A 22,092-nucleotide genomic window follows, 5' to 3' on the forward strand; every position below is an offset into this window, starting at 1 on the left:
GACGCTCATAGATATTTCGATATAGTAGTGATACGGTGATAAATTTTAAGAGTTTCTTAATCTTGGGTCGCTGATTGCTTTTACACTACTAATAAATTTCATAATGTTTGAAGCATTTTTAGGAGTGAGTAGCCATATTAAAAGTAATTTAACTACTAATACTTGAGTATTCTTTCGCAATAGATTAAGTGGATTTAAGCAAATACCTTTCCATAATCTAATACTTGCTTTTTGAACTGCATTTTCAGTATTGATTTGATTGAAATATAGTTTACTTGTATATTGATATATATTAGAAATACCTTGACTTTTCAGGTATTGTAGTTCTAGAGGCGCCGATATAAAGGCTCTTTCCAATACTAAAAGTAAATATTTTTCCATCACATCAACTTTGCTAGACATACCACCTAAAGACAAGCGATAGATGATTTGTGGTTTGGGTACAACGACGAATTTCCAGTTAGGTGCCAGTCTTAACCAGTAATCCCAATCCTCACAAGATTTAAGAGTGATATCAAATTCACCAACTGATTTTACTGCTTCAGTACGTATTAATACATTTGAGCCACTAGCAATAAAATTATTGACTAGCAAATGCTTATAAACATTACCTTCAAAACTGGCTTTGACACCCTGATGAAAATGCTTTCCTGCATTATCTACGCATATAGTCCAACTGTATGCGACACCTGCTTCCGGTGACTTTTTAAAAGCTTCTAGTTGTAATTCTAACTTATCATATGTCCATAAGTCATCTGCATCAATAAATGAAATATACTCACCTGTCGCATGAGTTATACCTCTATTACGAGCCATTGATAAACCGCCATTTGGGTAAGAAAAAACTTGCAACCGAGAATCTTTTACTTCATTTATAAGTTCTAATGTTTCATCTGTAGAACCATCGTTAATAAGAATTAATTCTAGATTAGAATAGGTCTGTTCTAGAACTGAATTTATTGTTTCTCTAATTGTTTTCTCAGCATTGTAAGCAGGAATAATAACAGAGACTTTTGGTGTGGTTGTAATGTTCATATATATTGAAATTAAATTGATTATTGTTTAATTACTTAGACTCTTTTGTAGAAAACATATTTACTAGACCAGACTGCAAATCCTGACATAAAAACTATATGAGTTACTAAGACAGATACAGCGACCCAAAAAATTCCCCAGTTGACAGCAATTAGTAATCCAAGAACAAAAACAACAGTAAACAAAAGATTAAAATATAAATCAACCCTAGGTTTGCCAATTGCTTTAAGCAAATGACCAGCAGCTTCTCCAAAAGGTCTTGGAATAGCAGAAAGACAAACAACTACCAAAATTGGTATTGCATTTAGCCATTTTTGACCAAAAATAATTGGGACATAAAAAGGAGCTAAAAACGATTGCAATAGAACCAAAGGAATAATTATGTAAGCCATTGTTTTGAGACTATTGAAATATCGTTTCCGTAGCTCTAATATATTTGCTCTTACTTCACAAAGATGAGGATATAATGACCATACTAGCGAGTTAATTACATTTAAACTAATTCCAATTCCAGCATTGAAAGCAAAATAATACATACCTAAAATATCTATTCCTAAAAAACGTCCAATTATTAAATAATCTAAATTAGCTCGAAGTTTAGTCAATACTTCAACACCTAACACATTAAAAGAGAAACTTGCGATTTCTTTCCAACGATATAACGTAAAAGACTTTTGTGGTCTCCATTTATGATTTTTTAAAGTAACAATAGCCCAAATAGGACTAGTTAAAATAATTGGTATAATTATAGCCCACATTCCAAATCCGAGGAAAGCAAACACTATAGTTAAAAAATTTCCAAAGAACGATTGTAAAAGGTTACATAATGCGGAAACAGAAAATCTATTATCGCGTAGTATTAATGCTCCTTGAATTGAATAAATTGGTAGTATTAAATAACTTATAGAAATAACGCAAATTGGTAATATAACTCGATTATCTCCATAAAACCAAGCTATAGGGAAAGCTACACAGCACTGAATAATCATCAATGCAATAGATAAAATCCAATTCATCCAGTAAGATGTGTCACATAATATATCTAGTTCTTCATCAGTAGCTTGAATTAACTTGGAACCTATTCCTGCTCTTAAGGTAAAAACATTAGCAATTTCGTTAGTAGTTAAAACTACCGCAACTAATCCATAGTCGTATGAATTAAAAATACGTGCGAGAACAACGGTTGTTCCTAAACGAAATATTCTATTTGCTAATTCTGTTCCTCCCATCCAGCCAATATTCCGTATATATTGACCGGATAACTTGTGCTTGAATTTACTAAGTAACATAAAAAAAATAAATGTAATTGCTAAAGACTTTGTGAACAATACTTTTGTTAATTCATATAGACGCTTTGAAAACTTTCAGATTTAAATGTCAGGTGTTTTGGTTGACTTTGAAATGCAATTCCCATAAGAATTAATCCAGGGTAATATAAATAAGCTAATAAATCTAAGTTTTCAGCGAAGGAAAATACCATTAATATTAGTATAAAACTTAATGCCGCTCTAGCAATTTCACTTTTTTGGGCTATAACTAATAGATATAAAAAAGTGCTAGTTATTGGTATTAAAAAAGCGAAAAAACCTACTAATCCTTTTATAAATAGTAAACCAACCCAGTTATGGTGTGAACCTATTGGCATATTTGCTGTTCCAACAAAACCTTTTTCTGGCTGACTATGACCCCATATAGGAGCATCTTTAAAACGCTCAAGTGCCATTCTCGTTAAAACTGATCTTACCCGTGAAGAACCTTGTCTAGAACTTACAAATTTATCTTCAAAGTCTCTATATAATCCAATAATAAAGCTCGAAGATATTCCTGATATAAAGCAGGTAGCACTACAGAGAATTTGTGTGTATGGACGATAAAAGTTAGTAAATAACCACATCAAGATTGCTACAGTTGGAAAACAAACAATAGATGTTCTAGCTGCTGTTAAATAACTTATAATAAGGCTTGCGATTATACCTATCCATCGCCATTTTTGAGTTTTTTCTTGAAGTGCAAAGAAAAAATACATTACAGCTAGTAAAGCTAATGCAGGAGACCAAGGTGCAAATAAAGTCAGACGAAAACCTTCTCCAAAATCAGCTTCTTTAAAATAAAGTACTACATCAAAATACATTTGACCATTTTGAGTTATTCTTTCCAACGGTGAAGAGTAGATTAAGTTAGGAATTTTTAATAAGTAAGCTCCAACACTAATTGGTATAACAAATAGACTTTGTAAGCAGAGTATACAAACTGCTCGGTAAATTAATTGTGGACGAATTTTGAGACAGCAACCAGCTAACGGGAATAATGCAAATAATGCCCATTCTCTAGTCCAGTTTAGTACTCCTCGAATAATTGATCTAATGTCCTGACCAGAATTAATAGAACCTATATACCCACCAACTACCATTACAAGCATACAGATAATCCAAAGCCATATAATCCAGGGTATTTTTATTTTTTCTTCCGCAGGAGTATCTGGTTTTTGATACCAAAGTTTTACACATAAGTAAAAAAGTAGTATCCAAGCAATTGTTGAGTTAACAATGTACAGCAAACCAGAAACATATAGAACATAAGTACCGACCATTGGATACCATATTAATCGTTCTTCAAAGTTCTGGGGTTTCATAACCAATTTATTACCTCTTTATTAGTAGTTAATATTTACTGCTCTTTTGCTGAAATTGTTGCCGGCACCAATTTCAACTTGCTTGACCGTGAATACATTGTTAATATTGCCGTCATCGATAAGATTGAAGCTAATCCTGTGCCCAGTAAAACAAGATTTTTTTGTGGTGAATTAGGTTCATCTGGCAAGCTTGGGTCTGTTAAAAGTTGAACTTCTGGATAAGAACCGTAAAAATTAGATTTATTTACATCCAAACTTGCAAGGCTTGATGAATAAACAGCTTCAGCTATTTGCATTTCTCTTTTTAGAGCTTCTAACGTGGATTTATGCTTTGCTAAAGTTTCTACTCTTGTTTGTAGTTGAGCAATTTGACCATCTAACTCCTGAATGGTCGCTTTAGATTCTTGTTGGTCTACACCAGCTGTTACTATTCCTTCCACAAAAGTTTGCTGGGCGCCATCACCACTAAGTTTATTTAGCAACTGCTGGCCAATAGGATAGCCTAAAAGAGATTGGCTACGGCTTAATAAAGCAGATTTTGCTAAGTCTTGTTTGCCTTGTGCGTCAATAATAAGAGGATGCCTAGTAAGAAATTTAGATTGTAGAAGTACTAAATTTGATGTTGCTTCACTATAGTCTTTAAGATGCTGTCTGAATACTTGGTCTGATTGTAAAATAAAAGATTGAGTAGCTTCTGGAGTTGATATTTTAAAATTGCTCGATAATTCGCGTAAACGGGCGCCACTTTGTTGTTGTTTAACCGCAGCTCCATCCCTTTCTTTACGTAATATTTCTAAATTAGTCGCTAAATCTTCAAGCTGTTTATCGGTTACCAACCCAGACTTATTTCTATAATCAAAAAATCTTTTTTGAGCTACTTCTAATTTGCGCTGAGAATCTCTAAGAGAAGTTTGTATTTTACCTTCTTTCTGCGCTGATTCTTTACGTCTAAGCAAAGTAAGCCTTTCTTGGAAAGCCTGATAAAATGCCCATGACTTCGCTTGTGCTTGCTGTGGTTCATCTCCTTTGAACTCCAAGTTCATGACTGTTGTTTTGTCTATTATTTTGAATCTTGGCTTGCCAAATTTTTCTAAAGTCATATTGACTTTAGCCGCTGCCGCTTTGTGAACTACAGGACTTTCTATAATTATTTTGTAATTCTCTCTTGGATCTTGAATAGTATTTTCGTAAGGAGATACAGCTTGAGAAGATGCGGTTCCACGTTCAGGAAGATTGATGTTTGTATATGAAATAGTTCCAGGAAGAGAAAGGGATAACTTACTTGTATAACTAGGCTTGGCATTATTTAAATAAAATAAAGCTGCACCCCACATTGCACAGTTGGTAATAATTATTAGCAACAAGTAATTTACCCAACGCTTTGGAGCTTTTGGCAATTCTAGAGAACTTGCATTTTTAGAAATTAGCTGTGTCATACGGCATTAATGAAGAATATATTATTTTCGAGTCAAAATATTGGTGATGCTGTTATCAAAAAACTTAAAAATTATCTTAATTCTAATAGAAACCCTCATTACTTGCTCTCTTCGTATTGTTTTGATATTTTAAATTTATGACAGTATCTGCCAATGATTTACTAAAGTTTCAATCAATAAGCGCTTTAAACTTTTAAATAATACTCAGAAGATATCCATGCCAACGCGGTTTTTGGAACAACTGTGCAGTTATCCAAGAATGCTATTTCTGTCACTTCTTTGCGCGTATATATTGATTAAGTTTATTGCCTTTTTTGAGCAACTCAAATTAGATCAAAATTATTACTATGCTGGGTCAAACTACAAAACTTTAATCAGTCTTGTTCATTTTTTTAAACACGATTCGATGCACTTAAGCGTTGTGTAAACTCTAACTAATGACTAACAGTATGCTTTCAGCTACATAAGCCTTCGGTAAATACACTTCTTAGTTGCTAGCAGCTGACAAAAACTGACATACCTGCTCTTCCTGATGTATAAAACATGATTTAACTTTGTCTAACTTTAATTAGTGTATAACTTATTCACCGTAAGTCAACTGTGTGTAACATTTTGACGGTAAAAACTTTATACTCTTTACATTTGATTTGTAAATTCTTTACAATTCTGTCTCCGTCTTACAGAAACTACGAAAAGCTAACACGAAAATTTTAGTGTTATGTATATGAATAGACATTTTTCCTAAAATTTCTGCTTAAAACATTAGTTATAGTTTATACTTTCTTTCTACGTAGTATTTAGGTTAAAGCAAGGATAAACTTTAATATTAATTAGTTTTATAAACAGTTCAGTATTAATTATGCCTGATAAAGTACAACTACGCTCTTCTCTACTTCAAGCACGTACGGCACTACCAGTAATTGAATGGCGCCAGAAAAGCGATGATATTTGTAGTCACCTCACTAATTCGCAATTACTAACGAACGCCAAAACCATTCTTGCGTATTTTAGCTTTCGTACTGAACCTGATTTAAGTTCTTTATTTTATGACTCTAACTACCGTTGGGGATTTCCGAGCTGTGTTGGTAAAACTATGTCTTGGCATGTTTGGAAACCTGGAGATTCTACGAACACAGGCGCCTATGGTATTACCGAACCAAACAGCGATGCCCCTATAATTGAACCAAACGAAGTTGACTTGATTTTAGTACCCTGTGTTGCTTGCGACCAATTAGGATACCGTTTAGGCTACGGTGGCGGCTATTATGACCGAATGCTAAGTCAACCTAAGTGGCAATCTATACCAACTATTGGAATAGTGTTTGAATTTGCTTACTTGCCACAATTGCCTATTGAAACTTGGGATAAACCATTACAAAATATCTGTACAGAAAACAAGTGTAGAGACGCGATTAATCGCGTCTCTACATTAAATTACGTCTAAAATCTAAAATGCTACTAAAAAACCCTACAATAAAAACTTTATTGATGTATGGAGTGCTGACTTCCACTGCACTCGTAACACTCTTTCCATTACTATGGCTGGTTGGTACCGCTTTTAAATCGCAAACAGAGAATATATTTCAATCTCCACCACAATTATTGCCTGCCCAACCTACTTTTGATAACTTTGTCACTGTTTGGCAAACTAACCCTTTTGGGCAATACCTGTTCAATAGTACTATCGTGGCGGTCTTGACTGTTTGCTTGAATTTAATATTTTGTGCTTTAGCTGCTTACCCATTAGCCAGATTATCTTTTCCAGGACGTGACTGGATATTTACTGCCATAGTCACGACAATCATGATTCCTTTTCAAATTGTCATGATTCCACTATATATATTGACGGTGCAAATTGGGCTGCGGAATACCTACTTGGGAATGATTTTCCCAAGTTTGGCTTCCGCATTTGGTATATTTCTGTTGAGACAAGCTTTTTTGGGTGTTCCTAAAGAACTTGAAGAAGCAGCGCGGATGGACGGATGTTCAGAATTGGGACTGTGGTGGAATATTATGTTGCCAGCAATCCGTCCGGCACTTGTTACCCTGGCTATTTTTGTATTTATTGGAGCTTGGAGTGATTTTCTATGGCCCCTCATCGTTATTCAAGATGAGAGTTTATATACATTGCCGCTTGGAGTGGCAAAATTAGCGGGAACGTTCTCACTCGACTGGCGTTTGGTAGCTGCGGGTTCTGTAATTTCGATTGCCCCTGTGATGATATTATTTTTATTTCTACAACGATATATTGTACCCACTGATGCTGGCAGCGGAGTCAAAGGGTAAGTTAATATGCCCCTGAAGCTTTTATCACAACCCAAATGGTTTTGATAATTAACTTCAAATCGTACATTGCTGTCCATTTCTGTTGATAGTCAATGTCCATTTGAACGATTTGCTCAAAATCTTTAATGCTAGAACGTCCGTTTGCTTGCCACTCTCCGGTCATTCCGGGTTTGACTTGCAAGCGTACATAATGATGACCTTGGTAATTTTTTACTTCATCAACTGTAGGTGGACGGGTACCAACTAAACTCATTTCTCCTTTTAAAACATTCCAAAATTGTGGAAGTTCATCTAAACTCGAACGTCTTAGTAACCGACCAATGGGAGTAATACGAGGGTCATTGGCACACTTAAATATGTGCCCCTGAGCCTCATTTTTAACTAAATGCTTGAGTTTGTCGGCATTTACGACCATCGAACGAAACTTCCATATTTGAAAAGTTTGCCCATGTAGACCACAACGAGTTTGCTTGTAAAATACTGGCCCTCGGTCGTAGGAAAAGTTTGCTATTGCAATGGGTATTGCTAAGAAAGCTGTTATTATCAGCCCAACGATGGCGCCGATAATATCAACTAGCCTTTTTGTTCTACTTTGTACAGAAGGGTGTATTGGCTGTTGTAAATACTGACTCAAGTACTGATTATTCAGTACTGACTCGCGAGTATAGGGACTCGTATCGGGAATATATGCAGACACAGTTTTCAATTCGGTTCTTACGTAGGTTTTGTCGTACTTCACCATCATAGTCAAGTGAATTTACTACTCAACACCTAAAATCCAAAATTTTATCTAATCTTTGGATAAAGCAACAGAAAAGTAAACTTTCAGTATTTCTATTTGTAAAGCTTGTATGAAGAAAGATAACGATATATGTAAATTACATAGAAAGAAAATAGGGAAAGGGAAAGATTAAATTAACATTCCTTTCCCCTTTCTGCTTTACAAAGGTACACCAACCGCAAAGTTAACGGTGTAAGGTTCTTCTAGTGATTGTTGAGTACTAGCTTTTACTGCATCAAGTAAACGACGCAAGGTGTTTATTTGCTGAATATTGGGACGATATGTAAGACTACCTTGTTTTTCAAATAACTCGGCTTCTTTTGCTGCTTTGTAATCAAAATTTTCTAACGAAGCTTGAGTTAACCACATTGACTCGGTGTTGCCAGGTACCAAACCTGCGGGTAGTTCACCTTCTAAAAATGCCAGTAGTCTTTGTTGGCAGTTACGGGTGTTAATACCGCGTTCCTCAAACAGTGCAATGACTTCGCCAAATGTTAAAGCATGTTCTGGTAATACGCGCAATAATTCTGTAAACAAGAAATAATCTGTATATTGCTGTCTTGACACTTCTAAAACTTGGGGATGAAGTGGTAGTAAGCTTAACCCATAAGCTACACGACTACATGTAGGGGCACCATTTTCGCCAAGATACAAATCTTGAATTATTCTGGCATTTGGAAGTTTTTGGCGTAACCACCTACTAACGGCGCCAAGTGTTGCAACTCCACCTGTTAAAATCGCTTGGTTAATAGCTTCGGTAGGAATACCACGTGCTACCAATAAACGATTTAGTTCACGGTTGAGACGACGGACAAACGGCACAAACACTTGTCCCTCTAAATCGCGCCGTTGCAAAACCCAGCGTTGGTCAGCTAATTCAAATGAGAATGATTCTTGATGCTGCAAAATTAGTTTCATCGCAGTTGCCGCATCTAACAGTGCGTGTCCTAAACGTGAACTTTCAAGTCGCTGTAACAAGCGAATGCGCTCCATAATATCTGGTTCACCTGGTCGCGGTAAGGTTAACTCTTCCCATTTCAAACTAGATAGTCGTGTTGCTTCTAATCCTTGTATGTTTGGTTGCCAGTGTAAAGCATTACTTGCTATTGGCTCAGAAGAAGGCTTTTCGGATAAAGGTTGACGCCATTTTGGTGGTAGTAATAACTGACATAAAATGTCTATTTCGATACCTTTACCACCGTATGCAAAACTATGAAGCATGAAGTCATTGTGAGACAACTCCAATAAGTTTTCGGGCAACTCAACCAGTCCCATTTCCGTAGCACTGGCGCCGATATTCATGATTAAGGTGTTACCTTGTAGTGATTGTTCACTACTTTTGGCACTGCGAAAACCATTTCGAGTATTTAGTTTAACTTCCTCACTGTTGGCGCCGTCAAGTTCGCTAAGTAAACTAGCAACTGCTTCTTCAACAAAAAATACTTGCTGAGGATGAACAATTAATTTTGAAAGCAGCAAAGCTTCACGAATATTAAAGCGATATTGCTCTGACCAGTTCGACGGACACGAGCAAACAACACCAGATATATTATCGACAATACGACGGAAGCTTTCTTGGTTAATACCCATAGCAGTTGCCGTTAACCCCAAAGTCGTGCTATTACGGTCAGATTTGAGAGTTAACAGTAACTTTGAAAGTGAGCGTACCATCCATACTAAAGGTACCGTCGCAACTTCATTTAATTGCAGTACAGGTTCCCATTTATGTGAAGTTTTTGCTACCGACTGATCTAAAGGCAAATCTTGGTCTTCATTTGATTGAATTTGCTTTTCGCTTCTATAAGGTAAAGCTATTTGTAAATAAGGCTTGAGTTCGGCAGAAAACAGATTTTGCGTGCTTTGTGTGCTATCTTGGCTACCAATTGGTAAACCAGCACTTGCAGGTAAGTAAACTTCTGCGGGTAATCGAAACGAACGTTTGGCGCCGTTTGTATTAATATCATCTGTTGACCAGTAAAGGGGATAGACTTCTGCTGTTAAACGATTTAATAAAGCAGCAGAAATTCCAGTTGTTCCTAAATCTATGCCCAAATACCACGCTGAGTCTACTGTATCAGGTATGTCTTCATAGTTATCAATAGATGGAGTTGCAAGTTTTTCTTCGGGTTTTTCTTCGGGTTTTTCTTCGGGTTTTTCTTCGTTTTGTTGAGGAGAAGGATTTATATATTGCTCACCATCAAACTGTCTTAAATCTTGGTCTAATCGCTGTATCTGCTCTTCATCAAGCGAAATATTGGGCATTGCCGCATCAACTTGAGCTGATGCTTCAGAAAGCAATGCTTCTTTTGGCAAAGTTGTAATAAGGTTATTTGTTTGATTTATGTGATTTTCGGGTATCTCAATACCAATTAAAGCAGATGCATCTTCAAAAACTAAATCTGTTAATGAGGTAATTGTATCAGCAGCAGTTAGTTCATAATGTGTCGAATCTTGGTCAATGCGAACAAATGTTTCCCATGCATTTGATGTTTGCCCTGCAATGCTTGTTTCTTGTGGAGCTTGAAAGTCTTGTAAATCTAGTAGTCCCGCATCTGCGCTATCGAGCCAAGGGTCTGGTACAAATGTTGTTTCTGTCTCTGGCGCCGAGGATGTTTCTACTATTTCTTCTGTTTCTTGTAACTCAGCGGCTGCTGATGGTGTAATAAATGTAGTAGATGTAATATAGATGGTTTCTTCAGAAGTTGGTGATTGTAAGGCACTTTCTATAGAAATGCTAGAAATAATTTTTTCGTCTTGGCTTGGAGAAGAAGTTAGAGAATCTAAATTAGCAGCAACATCAACTGTATCAAATATATCAACTGTATCTGGAGTGACTTCTGGCTCAGTTGGAGTTAAAGGCGCCTCTAAATTTACTGGCGATGGGATAACACTGATGGGGTTTGAAAGAGGTAAGCTAACTTGCTGATAGGATGTTGGTGTATCTGAGGCGCCGAATAAGCTCGCATAAAGTAAGTCAACTTCATCAACAGTAGATTGAGTATTGATTTTAGTTGTTTGTAATGATTGAATGTTTGAGTTTGTACTAAAACTATTTACATTCGGATTTAATTCCAAAAGTAAAGCATCTAAATCGGGAGTAACGTTAGCATCACCGACTAAAGCAGTGTCAATATCTGGTAGCGAAACCGCGTTTTGAGCTTCTTGTTGCGTTTGGTGTTGCAATGACTGTGACTTGTTAGCAAGCTCTGACAAAAACATATTTACAGACTGCAATTGCTGCATTAAATTGTCAATCCAATTTTTGAGCAGTTGCTCACTTTGCACACCCTCGTTTTGCATACTCACGAGTGCTTCTGTCAAAGACGAGCGGTAATTATTTAAATTACGTTGTAAAGTCTCAAACGAAAGATTTACATTGCCATCGAACTCAACTATTTTTTGGTCTAACTCATTATAAGAGCGCGAAATACGTTCTAATAGTTCGGCTGATTGCGCTTCGATAACAGAAGGCGCCTCACTTGTTTTAATTAATGGTGGGGCAGTTGCTAATCTAGCATACATTTGCTCTGGTGTTGAGAGCGGTTGTACAGGATCAGGTAGTTGTGGTGCGGTAGTGGAAACTCTGTTTGCTAGCACCTGTAAAAATTCGGCAATCATTTGCTCTTGGTTTGCCATTTGGTTAGCCAAGGAGTAATTATGCATCCGTTGCTGTTCAAGCTGGCGAATTTCTTCAACCAGATTTTTTCGCTCTTGTTGCATGGTTTGAATTTCAACGCGCAACGGCTCAATTAACGTTCTTAAGTCGTTTATTTGAGAGTTCGTAGAATTGATCTGTTGAGATTGAGACTCATTATCGGGTAAGTCATCGCTGCCAATGTACTTAGCTAGTAAGGGAGATAGTAACGCTGCCTGGGAGGACTGCGGTTCGGTTTCGATTGAAACTAAAAAGTCACGCACTCGCTCTAATACCTGTCTGGGTTCTTGTCCTTGATTAGCGAGAACTCTAACCAAGCGCTTACCTTTATTATTGGCGAGCAAGTTATCAATATCTGCAATTAGCGTTTGAATTTCGGTTGAGCGGGAAGTCACAGTAATTTACCTAAGCTATAACTGGGCGAGGGTTTGCTAATCGCTACTAGGGTACAGCATTATTTACAAAATTTCCGCTCTTATCGCCAAAATTATATTTGAGAAACCAGAAACTGGGTTTCTTGATTAAAATCTTTGATCAAAATGATGATTTTGGATAGAAACCCGGTTTCTTATGCTACGGGTATCATTAGTGTAATGCGTGTAAGTAGTTTGGTGATTATATTTGCAATATGTTGTTTGCTGAAAAGGCATTACACTAGACTAAGAGCTAATTAGAGTCAGAGCTTTATCTTTTTATACCCCTAGATAAAATTTGTATCGGAAAAGCAACTCGATTTCAGTTCTTTGTTATAAACTTTTCGCTTTATCTTTGAAAGCAGTTATGCTTTGATAGCGTAGGGTTAAGTTTAACTTTTTAGGTTTATTAACGCTTGTTGCTGCAATATTTAAAAATATTCTAATGGAAGACCGATATAGCTTAATCAGCCCAGCCAATCCTACGATAGTCACCTCGTCACCCTTTTTTCAAGGGTTGCCACAAACTGCTATCGATTTGGCACTTACACATCTTGTTACCCGTACCCATCCGGCAAATCAGGTTATTTTACTCGAAAATGACTGGGGAGGTTCAGTATATTTTATTGCTCAGGGTTGGGTTAAAATTCGGACTTACAATCTTGAAGGTAAGGAAGTAACGCTGAATATTTTAGGAAAAGGTGAATTATTTGGTGAAATGGCGGCACTTGATGAAGTTCCCCGTTCAACCGATGTAATTACTTTAACGGGTACTATTATAGGTAGTATGCCTTCTCAAGATTTTGTTAAGTTACTTCAAACTGAACCAATGGCAGGAGTGCGGTTGTCTCAACTAATGGCACGAAGATTACGACAAGTAAATCGGCGCCTGCGGTTGCGCGAATCGGACAGTCAGTCTAGAGTAGCAGATACATTAATATTTCTAGCTGAGGGGCAGGGAATTAAAGGAGATTTTGGTATGGAAATACCCATCCTACCGCATCGGGAGTTAAGCAGTTTGAGTGGATTAGCGCGCGAAACTGTAACAAGAGTTTTAAATAGGTTAGAAAAGAAAGGACTAATCAAGCGTGACCAAGATTCAATATGCATTCCTGATTTGTCAGCATTAGAAAGGATGATTGTTTAAACTGAGCGCGAAAAATCATGGTTCCAGAGAAAGAATGGGCTGAAAAAAAAGAAGTATTAACATCTCCAGAGATAAAAGTAGATGCACCACTACGAATGGTAGAAACTGCCTTTTTAGCTAGTACAGGCAGTTTGATTTGGTTTATTAGCTTATATTTTCCGGCGTTTGCACCTGTTTTGCGGATATTTTTTCCGGTTCCAATTGCGTTAGTTTACCTGCGTCGAGGCAAACGTGCAGCTTGGATGGCAGCTGTTGTATCTGGGTTGCTGTTATCGGTACTAATGGGGCCGATTCGCAGCTTACAGTTTGTAATGCCGTTCGCGTTGATGGGAGTATTACTAGGTGTCACATGGAATCGCCGTGTTCCTTGGATTGTTTCGATTAGTCTAGGAGCGCTGTTAGGGACGATTGGTGTATTTTTTAGAATTTGGTTTATATCTATATTAACCGATGAAGATTTATGGATTTATATAATTAATCAAGTCACTGGTATAATTGACTGGATTTTTCTAAGGATAGGTATTCTATCGACTCCAAGCCCATTTTATATTCAAATCGGCGCCCTTATATTTGTTCTATTGAATAATTTTCTATATTTATTTTTAGTTCACATTGGAGCATGGCTATTATTAGACCGTCTTGGTAATCCTATACCTCGTCCTCCGCATTGGGTACAAGTTTTACTCGATTATGATTAATATCTATACTCAGATTCAATCCGGAAAAGCCTGGGTAAGTAAGCATTGCGGGTTGCCAATATTTGTTTGCGTATTAGGATTTACTGAGACAGCGTTGATACCAGGTATATCCGCCGCTGGTCTAACTCCAGAAGACCGTATGTACACCGCTTGCGCTGATGCAGAATTTTTATATCACGGTGCCTCACATAACCCTGAGTATCCTTTACCACCACTGACCGCAGGAGCATCACCTGTAGTTATTTCGCGTGCCGTTGTCGAAGAACTAAAGTTACCTGTTTATATTTTTAATGCTGGATTAATTAAGGCGCCGCCTTTAAGTATTAATGCAATTGATTTAAAAGGTACACATGCTCTATGTGTAAGTAGTGGTAATGCAATAAAATTATCTGTAGTGCGTCACTTATTCCAGCAAGGATTAGAGTGGGGAGAGAAGCTAGGACGTGGAGCTTCTTTAAGTCAAGATTGTTCTAATCAAAGATATGTAATTTTAAGCGAGTGCGTTGTTGGTGGAACGACGACAGCTTTGGCGATTTTAACAGCTTTAGGAATTAATGCTGCGGGAAAAGTGAATAGTAGTCATCCTGTTTGTAATCACACCCAAAAATTAGCGGTAGTGCAAACAGGACTACAGAGAATGGGTAAAATTTCTGATGACCCACTAGAATTAGTTGCATCGCTTGGAGACCCAATGCAAGTAGTGGTAGCTGGAATGGCGATAGCTGCGAGTCGTTTTTGTGGGGTAATGCTTGCCGGGGGTACTCAAATGCTGGCAGTGTATGCTTTATCCCGTGCTTGTGCGAATTTTTATGGCTTAGAGTGGCAACCAACCCAAATTGTAGTAGGTACTACTCGTTGGGTTGCATCCGATACTTCTGGCGCCACAATTGAATTAGCTTCTTTAATCGGCGATGTTCCGCTAATTGCTACCCAACTTAATCTTACTAACTCTCGTTACGAACAATTGCGTGTATACGAGCAAGGCTTTGTTAAAGAAGGTGTAGGTGCTGGTGCAGCTTGCATTGCTGCGTATTTATACCAAAACTGGCAACAAGAGCAGCTACTAATGGCAATAGAAAAACAAATTGATAAATTGAAACAAAATTAATGTAGAGACCGTACATGGACGGTCTCTACAGGTTTATTAATAATTGATTCGTTTGAGTAATAGTTGCTCTTCTAAAGCGGCAATGCGATTGTATGCTGCGGTTAGTTGTGCAGTTAACCGTTGAATTTGAATTTCGGGTGTTAAATGCCGATCTCCCCCTTGAAAATTAATGTCCGTAAAAATTCCATCAGTTAAAACGTCTTTATGCTCTAGTTCTGAATTAGAGAGTGTATATCCTTTTAACTGGTAGCTACCAGTTTCGCTTGACTCGTGCAAACTGCCTCTAACGGTGGTTTTCTCTGTATTACACGTCGATAAAGCTTGAGAGACTTTATGCTCAAGTTGCTGAATAACCTGGTAGAGGGCATCGACTTTATGGCTTAAAGTCAAGACCTGTTTCTGCAATGGCTCCATTTAATACCCTCAGCGGTATGTTTACTCTATATTATTCAATTTCAAGTCAATGTTAACTATACTTATGAATTATTTAATTATTACTACTCTTTGATTGAATACTATACAGAATTTAATTAAATAAAAATACTTCTAAAGATTTAATAAAGTCCCTGCTCAGTTAGATGTTTCGTTAAGTAAAGCCATAAAAACAAGAAATAACGATAAAAAAGAAGATATCTAACCTTTATTCGCTGTTTTAAACATAAAAATCCTAAAATGACTCCATATTGTAGGTTGGCTTTAGGAACGCAACCCAACACCCAGAGTATTAATACTTTAGTGTAAAATCTGACCGACGATAAATTACTTACATGTATTTACGTATTATCACTATACATGTCTTAAAGCTTTCAAATTGAATAAAGATGTTACTAATTAGAAAATTGTGGGCATCCTAAGTAAGAATGGAAAGCTGCAAAATATACAATGTTATTACTTAATAAACGAATAAATTATTATCTTTTAGCGACTTGTACATGCTTATCCTATTTAGGATTGCAATCTCAAGCAAACGGGCAAATAAGTACAGAACCAGTTGATAAGAATGAAATTACACAAATGCCTGATTTGGCGCCGTTTCAGCTAAAGCAAGAAGCATCTGATGCAAAGCCAGTTTTAGAGTATACAAGTCGTGCAGAACTGATACGTAGGTTACAGCGTCGGATAGCTGCATCAGATTTAGTGTCTTCACCAGCAATTGCTACAGGTACACAAGAGACATTTCCCATTAAAGACGTGCAAATTTTAGGTAGTACAGTCTTTAAAAAATCGGAGATTGCGGAAATCGTTAAACCTTATATTGGTAGACAAGCTCGTTTTGAAGAACTGCTAGCAATTCGGAGCGCGGTTACAGACTATTACACTAAGCGTGGTTACACAACTTCAGGCGCCTTTTTACCACCGCAAGATGTTTCAAGTGGAGTTGTGAATGTTCAAGTAGTAGAAGGTGAGCTTGAAAGGGTAGAAATTCAGGGACTAAGACGGTTACGTCCTAGTTATGTGCGCGACCGAATTCGTGATAAAGCAGGCGCCCCAATTAACTTACGTCGTTTAGAAACCGCGCTTCAATTACTTCAAGTAGACCCTTTGTTTACTTCAGTACAAGCAGAACTAAAAGCTGGAAGCACACCAGGACGAAGTATTTTAGCGCTAAATCTTAGAGAAGCACGACCAATAACAACTTCGTTTACAGTGGAAAACCGTGATTCCCCCAGCGTTGGTTCGGTTCGTGGTACTTCGTCGTTAAGCTATCAAAACTTACTAGGTTTTGGCGATAAATTTACTGCCCAAGTTGGTTATACAAGTGGCGCCAATAGTTATGACCTTGGTTACAGTTTTCCTATCAATGCACGGGATGGGTCTATAAGCTTTCGTTATGCAGACGGCAACAGTAAAATTATCGAAGAACCATTTTCACCGCTTGATATTCTTGGTCGTACAAAAACCTTTTCACTTGGCTACCGTCAACCAATAGTAAACACTCCAAGTAGCGAATTTACACTCGGTTTCTCAGCAGATTTACGCGAAAGTCAAACTTATTTGCTCAAAGATATTCCCTTTTCATTCTCAACAGGGCCAGAAGATGGAAACTCAAGAGTAACCGTATTACGATTTAGTCAAGATTGGATTAACCGCACACCAAACCGCGTATTAGCTGCACGCTCACAATTTAGTTTAGGAATAGGCGCATTAGGAGCAACAGTAAATGATATTGGTGTTGATGGTAGGTTTATGAGTTGGGTTGGTCAATTTCAGTGGGTACAGAATTTAGGAAGAAATTTTATTGGGGTTGCACGAGTTGCTACTCAGCTAACCCCAGACTCGCTATTGCCTTTGGAGCAATTTAGTATTGGAGGTGTTGATACAATTCGCGGTTATCGCCAAAACCAATTTGTCGCTGATAACGGTATTACAAGCTCGTTTGAACTACGAATTCCAGTAGTAAATCAGCCTGGTGGGTTTGGTAATATTCAGGTGGCGCCGTTTGTGGATGTTGGTAAAGTCTGGAATAATAGTGGTCAATCTGTTGATACTAGTATTTTTGCCAGCACTGGTTTAGGTTTACGTTGGCAAATCGGTGGCTTCGTGACTCGTTTAGACTGGGGTATTCCTTTAACCTCTATTTCTCGACAAGGTGACTCACTCCAAGACAATGGTTTATTCTTTTCTTTGATGTATCAGCCGTAAATTTATTGTGATGAGACTTTAGGCGCCTGCCTAATCGTTAAAAAGAGGTTAAGATTTAAGTCTTAGCTTGCATAGCGCGTTCTCACCAGAGAGCGCGCCTTTTGTATTTGTATAATTTAATAAACTCTCTTGTGGAATGTCTTGTGGAATGGGCATCCTTGCCCGTTTCAAATTTAAGACGGGCAGGGATGCCCGCTCCACAAGAGTTTTTTAATACTTTTACAAAATATCGGAACGTTGGGATTTGAACCCAAGACCTCCACTACCCCAAGGACAATCGCTGATGACCTGCGACCAAACCCGAAGCTTTTTCTTCTTAGCTTTTTACCTTTGCCAACCTTTCAATAAAAATACCAACGTATACCATTATCGTACCATGAGATGTCTTTTACAAGCATTAGTCAATAGTTTGTTTCTAGATAATAGTCAATAGTTAATCATGAGTAATAGTCAATAGTAGTGCCTTGATTCCCAGGTAATAGTTAAGGGTTAATTATGAGTAACAGTCAATAGTTTATTACTATATAATAGTCAAGAGTTATTTTTTTAGATAAAAGCAATGTTTGTGTGTAAACAAAGTCCGCGCATAAAAACCGCACATACATTGTCGCAGACAAACCCATTGATTAACTGTTAATTATTTTTTATGGCGCAATACTCAAAAGTATCATTGTTTATACTGAAAAACTGATAGTATCGCGTATAACTATAAAGTCTTTCAGTAGAAAACTTTATGAGCTTAACCCAAGATACAGAAATTAGAGGTTTGTCAATCGCTGGATGCTACGCTTTATTAATCGCTGAAGGAACCAAAACTATTGAGTTACGGGTATGGCAAGAAAAAACTTACAGAGGTTTGGTAATGCTGCACTGTAGCAGTGGTTCCGGGTATGATTTTTCGTATGAGCATTGGGAAATATCAAAGGATGAATGTCCTAAAAGTTCAATCATTGGTGTAGCTACGCTGGTTGATTGCATAAAATACGACACTGCTAAAAAATGGGATGCTGACCGAGAGAAGTTTCAATGGGATATTTCCTACAAACAAGCTTTAGAAGAATATCAAGGTAAACCAATCTACGGTCATGTTTTTGAAAATCCCTGTGTTTTTGACCCTCCAATATTAAATATTAAAGGAACATTTCGTTATTGGGAACCAAAAACAGACCCACAGATTGAAGCGGCAGAACAAGTAAAGTTTTTGATTAGCAATATTTAACCGTTAGTTTTCTCCGGGTTTTATCCTATCAATGCCTCGATGATAACCGCGATTATAACCTTGACGATAAACCTTTAAAATTTCTTCGCTACAATCTTTTGGCAAGTCCACAGAAACATCTTCCTCGAAATGTTCACCGCAATAATCGCTACTTACATACTGCGATAATAAATCTGGGTTACTAAAGATTCTACTAGCGAAGTCACCTGGTAGATGTCGTACTTGTGCGTAAATCCATTTTTTAAAACTGTGTTCTTTTACTAGATTATTCACTATTTGTTGCAGGTTTTCCATTGTTCTTACCCTGGTCAAATTTAAAAAACAATACCCTCGAAGAATATTATTCTACGACAAAACCAAAAAAAACATAAGCCCAGAGTTACAGTCGCAGCAAAGCTGCTTCTGGGGCATACCTGCCGCAGTCGTAGATATCCCACGAAAAAACCATGAGAATTTCTCATGGAATTTCATTGGTTTCTACGAAACTCCGCTAATTTATCACCAAATTCCACGAAGTTTCACAGACCTATCATCGATATCCCATTGGGCTTTTATCGAGGCTTTTAGCGATTGTTTTTGGTATAAGCCAAGATAACAGCTAAAGCTTCATCCTCGGTTTCGTAACTGGAACGCCAATCAAGGAAAAGGAGCGCTGGATGTTTCTTTTGGTGACTTCGATAGCGAGTTGGTCGTTGAATAGGCGTATGAGTTACTTCCCAGATTTGTCCTGCGTAGGGAAAAAGTTCACCGATTTGTGGCACAAAGTTAAAGCTAAGAAGGTGAACGCCAACGCACTTTTGAACAATATCCTGGGGTGTTTTATTGCGAACATCTTCGGGTAATCTGAGGACGCACCCAATCGTTATCCGCTGTTGGTTTAAAACAACCTTTTCATAAACCTTTCCTAGATTCTCAAGCATTGATAGACTCCTTAGTTAATATTTATTAATTTAACAGAAAAGCATTTTGTAAAAGCTAAAATGCCTATTGCCCCGCCATCGCCCCAGTTTTTATCTATTATTTAATATTTTTGGGGCGGAACAGTGATTTTTCTGGGGCGGAACCTTCGGGCGGACTGGGGCGGAGCCTGTAATGCTTATCGCCCCGTTGTACCCCTGTCTGTTTTTGAGTTTTCGCCCCAGGTAAAAGCAAGGTCTTATCCTTTGTACGAAATTGTGTAAGTATCAGCGGATATTTCTATTAAGAAGTTGGTCAAGGAAAGTAGCTTAAGTATTTCTCGAACATCCTGTACTGATAATCTATTGCCATCATTAGTAAAATCCATAAAGTACCGACTCTTGCGAATATGTTCCACGGTAACTTCCGATAATTCTTTTTGAATTAAATAACCTTTGACTGCATCTGCGAGTTTAATAATGTAATCAAAATGGCTGGCTTCATGGTTAGGTTGAGAGCTTGGTTTAAGAATTTCTTCGGTAAATTCCTCATCATGTAATATGTCAGAGGAAGTTTCGCTAATAACAGGTTCGTTGGTGGTTTTATTGGATTCCCAAAGCTTTCTATAATTTTGATATTCAGCGTAGACAGAACTAGGGACAACTCCCAAAGTCCAATTATTATAGTTACCAAGCACTATTGGTTCATCGGTGGCAACGTCTATTGAATCAAGCTGAGATTTCAACAATGAGCGTTTACCATTGTCGCTAATCAAGAAATTATTTCCTAGGGCTAGTTCGATAAATTCTCTCTTGCCATTCTTCGCTAAGAATATCATATCACCCACAGAACGAGCAGAGGCACTGCCCATGAAAGGTAAATCTTGGACGTTTGATGAATGGCTACTGACAAAAACAGCGCTATTATATTCTCGACCCACAAGCCAATATTCGTTAAGTAAAGTCATCAAGTGTTCGTACAGCGGTAAACAATCAAAAGACGCTTCGCTGGCTTCTTTCTTGCTGTCAAACACTGCATAATTTTCGGGGTTAATGAATTTACCTTTAGTACCAGTCTCAAGGTATTTTTGCATTGTTAGAAAATCATCCAAGAATAATCTGCTGATATTTCCTGTGTGACTTGTTGAACCATCAATGAATTTAATGATTTCAACAGCAGCGGTAACAGCACCAGATTTAACACTAATACATTTGTCAGATACTCCGCGAAAAGCTTCTATATCGCTTTTCTTGACTACTACAGCTAGGCTTTTAAACTTTGACCCATATCGTTGTTTTAAAGCACCCCAAGCTGTACCAAGAAACGTTGTTTTACCGCTTCCTGGTGCAGCTAATATTACACAACCTCCAAGGACAGAATCATCGGCACGGTTAACTAGTGAATCTCTAATAGAGATTGCATTAGCGAATAAATCAGTGTTGCATACCGGATTATTAGCGTTGAAACTATCTTTAGGACTATTTGCAGTAGATGTTAATATATTTGTTTTTTGAGCATCACCCACTGTTTGCTTCCCTTGAATTAAATCTAGTATTTGCAGCGGTTTTAATCGTAATGCACTAGCACAGTAAGTAAGTGCTGCATCCCAAGAATCCACACTTCGACCAATCAATTTATTTTCAAAAAGTTGTCCTGTAGATGCTTCATATAAACTTTCTAAGAAAATGTCAGTGCTGGTGCAATGCCATAACCCAGCCCAATTATCGAGTGGTGCCTTGGATAAAGCAATCTCATATTTTTTCAATATTTCAATTACAGGTGTCTCAAGTTTATTCTTAAAAACAGAACCACCGACAGTTGCCAAAGTAAAAACACCAAGGATAGGTATCGCCACTGGTGTAATCATCAAACTAGCTGTTGCAAAAATTGCTGATGCAATCGATGTCCAACTCGTGAAATTTTTTGCGTTTTCTGCATCATTCTCGCGTTCGCTGATATTTCTACAAAGCTCACCTAAAAACTTTCTCTTTGATTCAAGCGAATCAACATCGTTAAATTGTAGCCCAGATTTAAATAATAGTTCAAAAGAATTTTTTCCTGATTCAGTCAGTGCCAGCGTTTTTACTGTTAAATTAGTCATATGTTTATTTTTTTATAATTTCAAAGGTAGATATTTACGAA

Annotated in this window: 17 protein-coding genes; 7 read left to right on the top strand and 10 right to left on the bottom strand. The window is 37.4% G+C overall.

The window, feature by feature from the left end:
- Nucleotides 1-45 precede the first annotated feature (45 nt).
- Genes DSM106972_RS28730 through DSM106972_RS28745 form a run of 4 tightly spaced genes read right to left on the bottom strand, consistent with a single transcriptional unit; the run spans nt 46 to nt 5,103 of the window.
- Nucleotides 46-1,035, bottom strand: coding sequence for a glycosyltransferase family 2 protein (locus DSM106972_RS28730; RefSeq protein ID WP_127083899.1), 990 nt, complete (start codon nt 1,033-1,035; stop codon nt 46-48).
- Between the two features lie 35 nt (nt 1,036-1,070).
- Nucleotides 1,071-2,324: a lipopolysaccharide biosynthesis protein gene (locus DSM106972_RS28735; protein ID WP_127083900.1), complete on the bottom strand. Its 1,254-nt coding sequence runs from the start codon at nt 2,322-2,324 to the stop codon at nt 1,071-1,073.
- Nucleotides 2,325-2,371: 47 nt separating this feature from the next.
- Nucleotides 2,372-3,667, bottom strand: coding sequence for an O-antigen ligase family protein (locus tag DSM106972_RS28740; protein ID WP_127083901.1), 1,296 nt, complete (start codon nt 3,665-3,667; stop codon nt 2,372-2,374).
- 35 nt (nt 3,668-3,702) lie between these two features.
- Nucleotides 3,703-5,103 carry a GumC family protein gene (locus tag DSM106972_RS28745; protein ID WP_127083902.1) on the bottom strand — a complete coding sequence of 467 codons (1,401 nt, stop codon included), beginning with the start codon at nt 5,101-5,103 and terminating at the stop codon, nt 3,703-3,705.
- Nucleotides 5,104-5,962: 859 nt separating this feature from the next.
- On the opposite strand from DSM106972_RS28745, the gene DSM106972_RS28750 reads away from it, so the two are divergent.
- Together DSM106972_RS28750 and DSM106972_RS28755 are read left to right on the top strand one after the other, a co-directional pair.
- Complete coding sequence (locus tag DSM106972_RS28750; protein WP_127083903.1) at nt 5,963-6,547, top strand: 5-formyltetrahydrofolate cyclo-ligase; 585 nt, start codon at nt 5,963-5,965, stop codon at nt 6,545-6,547.
- An 8-nt stretch (nt 6,548-6,555) separates the two neighbouring features.
- Entirely contained in the window at nt 6,556-7,389 is an 834-nt protein-coding gene (locus DSM106972_RS28755; protein ID WP_127083904.1) for a carbohydrate ABC transporter permease, read from the top strand.
- Nucleotide 7,390: 1 nt separating this feature from the next.
- On the opposite strand, the gene DSM106972_RS28760 is transcribed toward DSM106972_RS28755, so the two are convergent.
- On the bottom strand, nt 7,391-8,134 hold the full coding sequence (locus DSM106972_RS28760; RefSeq protein ID WP_233787683.1) for a sugar transferase: 744 nt from the start codon (nt 8,132-8,134) through the stop codon (nt 7,391-7,393).
- Between the two features lie 195 nt (nt 8,135-8,329).
- On the bottom strand, nt 8,330-12,220 hold the full coding sequence (locus tag DSM106972_RS28765; protein WP_127083905.1) for a hypothetical protein: 3,891 nt from the start codon (nt 12,218-12,220) through the stop codon (nt 8,330-8,332).
- A 463-nt stretch (nt 12,221-12,683) separates the two neighbouring features.
- Here DSM106972_RS28765 and DSM106972_RS28770 point away from each other — a divergent pair, with 463 nt between their 5' ends.
- Genes DSM106972_RS28770 through cobT form a run of 3 tightly spaced genes read left to right on the top strand, consistent with a single transcriptional unit; the run spans nt 12,684 to nt 15,191 of the window.
- Nucleotides 12,684-13,385, top strand: coding sequence for a Crp/Fnr family transcriptional regulator (locus tag DSM106972_RS28770; RefSeq protein WP_127083906.1), 702 nt, complete (start codon nt 12,684-12,686; stop codon nt 13,383-13,385).
- A 17-nt stretch (nt 13,386-13,402) separates the two neighbouring features.
- The gene (locus DSM106972_RS28775; RefSeq protein WP_127083907.1) at nt 13,403-14,083 is read left to right on the top strand and encodes a DUF2232 domain-containing protein; all 681 of its coding nucleotides are present in this window, start codon (nt 13,403-13,405) and stop codon (nt 14,081-14,083) included.
- On the top strand, nt 14,076-15,191 hold the full coding sequence (gene cobT, locus DSM106972_RS28780; RefSeq protein ID WP_127083908.1) for a nicotinate mononucleotide-dependent phosphoribosyltransferase CobT: 1,116 nt from the start codon (nt 14,076-14,078) through the stop codon (nt 15,189-15,191). The genes DSM106972_RS28775 and cobT overlap by 8 nt, the downstream gene beginning before the upstream one ends.
- Nucleotides 15,192-15,227: 36 nt before the next feature.
- On the opposite strand, the gene DSM106972_RS28785 is transcribed toward cobT, so the two are convergent.
- Complete coding sequence (locus DSM106972_RS28785) at nt 15,228-15,605, bottom strand: hypothetical protein (protein WP_127083909.1); 378 nt, start codon at nt 15,603-15,605, stop codon at nt 15,228-15,230.
- A gap of 537 nt (nt 15,606-16,142) precedes the next feature.
- On the opposite strand from DSM106972_RS28785, the gene DSM106972_RS28790 reads away from it, so the two are divergent.
- Nucleotides 16,143-17,834, top strand: coding sequence for a ShlB/FhaC/HecB family hemolysin secretion/activation protein (locus tag DSM106972_RS28790; RefSeq protein ID WP_233787921.1), 1,692 nt, complete (start codon nt 16,143-16,145; stop codon nt 17,832-17,834).
- 733 nt (nt 17,835-18,567) lie between these two features.
- Nucleotides 18,568-19,053, top strand: a complete 486-nt coding sequence (locus DSM106972_RS28795) for an ASCH domain-containing protein (protein WP_127083910.1) — start codon at nt 18,568-18,570, stop codon at nt 19,051-19,053.
- A 3-nt stretch (nt 19,054-19,056) separates the two neighbouring features.
- Here the strand turns inward: DSM106972_RS28795 and DSM106972_RS28800 are convergent, their stop codons facing one another.
- The 3 genes from DSM106972_RS28800 to DSM106972_RS28810 all read right to left on the bottom strand — a co-directional run bounded on the left by DSM106972_RS28800 (nt 19,057) and on the right by DSM106972_RS28810 (nt 22,051).
- Nucleotides 19,057-19,347, bottom strand: a complete 291-nt coding sequence (locus tag DSM106972_RS28800) for a hypothetical protein (protein WP_127083911.1) — start codon at nt 19,345-19,347, stop codon at nt 19,057-19,059.
- Between the two features lie 269 nt (nt 19,348-19,616).
- Nucleotides 19,617-19,973 (bottom strand): hypothetical protein, encoded by a 357-nt coding sequence (locus DSM106972_RS28805; protein ID WP_127083912.1) that lies wholly within the window; start codon nt 19,971-19,973, stop codon nt 19,617-19,619.
- 236 nt (nt 19,974-20,209) lie between these two features.
- Nucleotides 20,210-22,051 (bottom strand): hypothetical protein, encoded by a 1,842-nt coding sequence (locus DSM106972_RS28810; RefSeq protein WP_127083913.1) that lies wholly within the window; start codon nt 22,049-22,051, stop codon nt 20,210-20,212.
- Nucleotides 22,052-22,092 lie beyond the last annotated feature (41 nt).

Source organism: Dulcicalothrix desertica PCC 7102 (genome assembly GCF_003991905.1).
Taxonomy (GTDB): domain Bacteria; phylum Cyanobacteriota; class Cyanobacteriia; order Cyanobacteriales; family Nostocaceae; genus Dulcicalothrix; species Dulcicalothrix desertica.

Excerpts from the sequence above, each read along its gene's own strand:
- DSM106972_RS28810 (WP_127083913.1), bottom strand. The coding sequence starts at position 22,051 with ATGACTAATTTAACAGTAAAAACGCTGGCACTGACTGAATCAGGAAAA.
- DSM106972_RS28760 (WP_233787683.1), bottom strand. The coding sequence starts at position 8,134 with ATGATGGTGAAGTACGACAAAACCTACGTAAGAACCGAATTGAAAACT.
- DSM106972_RS28735 (WP_127083900.1), bottom strand. The coding sequence starts at position 2,324 with ATGTTACTTAGTAAATTCAAGCACAAGTTATCCGGTCAATATATACGG.
- DSM106972_RS28795 (WP_127083910.1), top strand. The coding sequence starts at position 18,568 with ATGAGCTTAACCCAAGATACAGAAATTAGAGGTTTGTCAATCGCTGGA.
- DSM106972_RS28755 (WP_127083904.1), top strand. The coding sequence starts at position 6,556 with ATGCTACTAAAAAACCCTACAATAAAAACTTTATTGATGTATGGAGTG.
- DSM106972_RS28740 (WP_127083901.1), bottom strand. The coding sequence starts at position 3,667 with ATGAAACCCCAGAACTTTGAAGAACGATTAATATGGTATCCAATGGTC.
- DSM106972_RS28785 (WP_127083909.1), bottom strand. The coding sequence starts at position 15,605 with ATGGAGCCATTGCAGAAACAGGTCTTGACTTTAAGCCATAAAGTCGAT.
- DSM106972_RS28800 (WP_127083911.1), bottom strand. The coding sequence starts at position 19,347 with ATGGAAAACCTGCAACAAATAGTGAATAATCTAGTAAAAGAACACAGT.
- DSM106972_RS28770 (WP_127083906.1), top strand. The coding sequence starts at position 12,684 with ATGGAAGACCGATATAGCTTAATCAGCCCAGCCAATCCTACGATAGTC.
- DSM106972_RS28775 (WP_127083907.1), top strand. The coding sequence starts at position 13,403 with ATGGTTCCAGAGAAAGAATGGGCTGAAAAAAAAGAAGTATTAACATCT.
- DSM106972_RS28730 (WP_127083899.1), bottom strand. The coding sequence starts at position 1,035 with ATGAACATTACAACCACACCAAAAGTCTCTGTTATTATTCCTGCTTAC.
- cobT (WP_127083908.1), top strand. The coding sequence starts at position 14,076 with ATGATTAATATCTATACTCAGATTCAATCCGGAAAAGCCTGGGTAAGT.
- DSM106972_RS28805 (WP_127083912.1), bottom strand. The coding sequence starts at position 19,973 with ATGCTTGAGAATCTAGGAAAGGTTTATGAAAAGGTTGTTTTAAACCAA.
- DSM106972_RS28750 (WP_127083903.1), top strand. The coding sequence starts at position 5,963 with ATGCCTGATAAAGTACAACTACGCTCTTCTCTACTTCAAGCACGTACG.
- DSM106972_RS28745 (WP_127083902.1), bottom strand. The coding sequence starts at position 5,103 with ATGACACAGCTAATTTCTAAAAATGCAAGTTCTCTAGAATTGCCAAAA.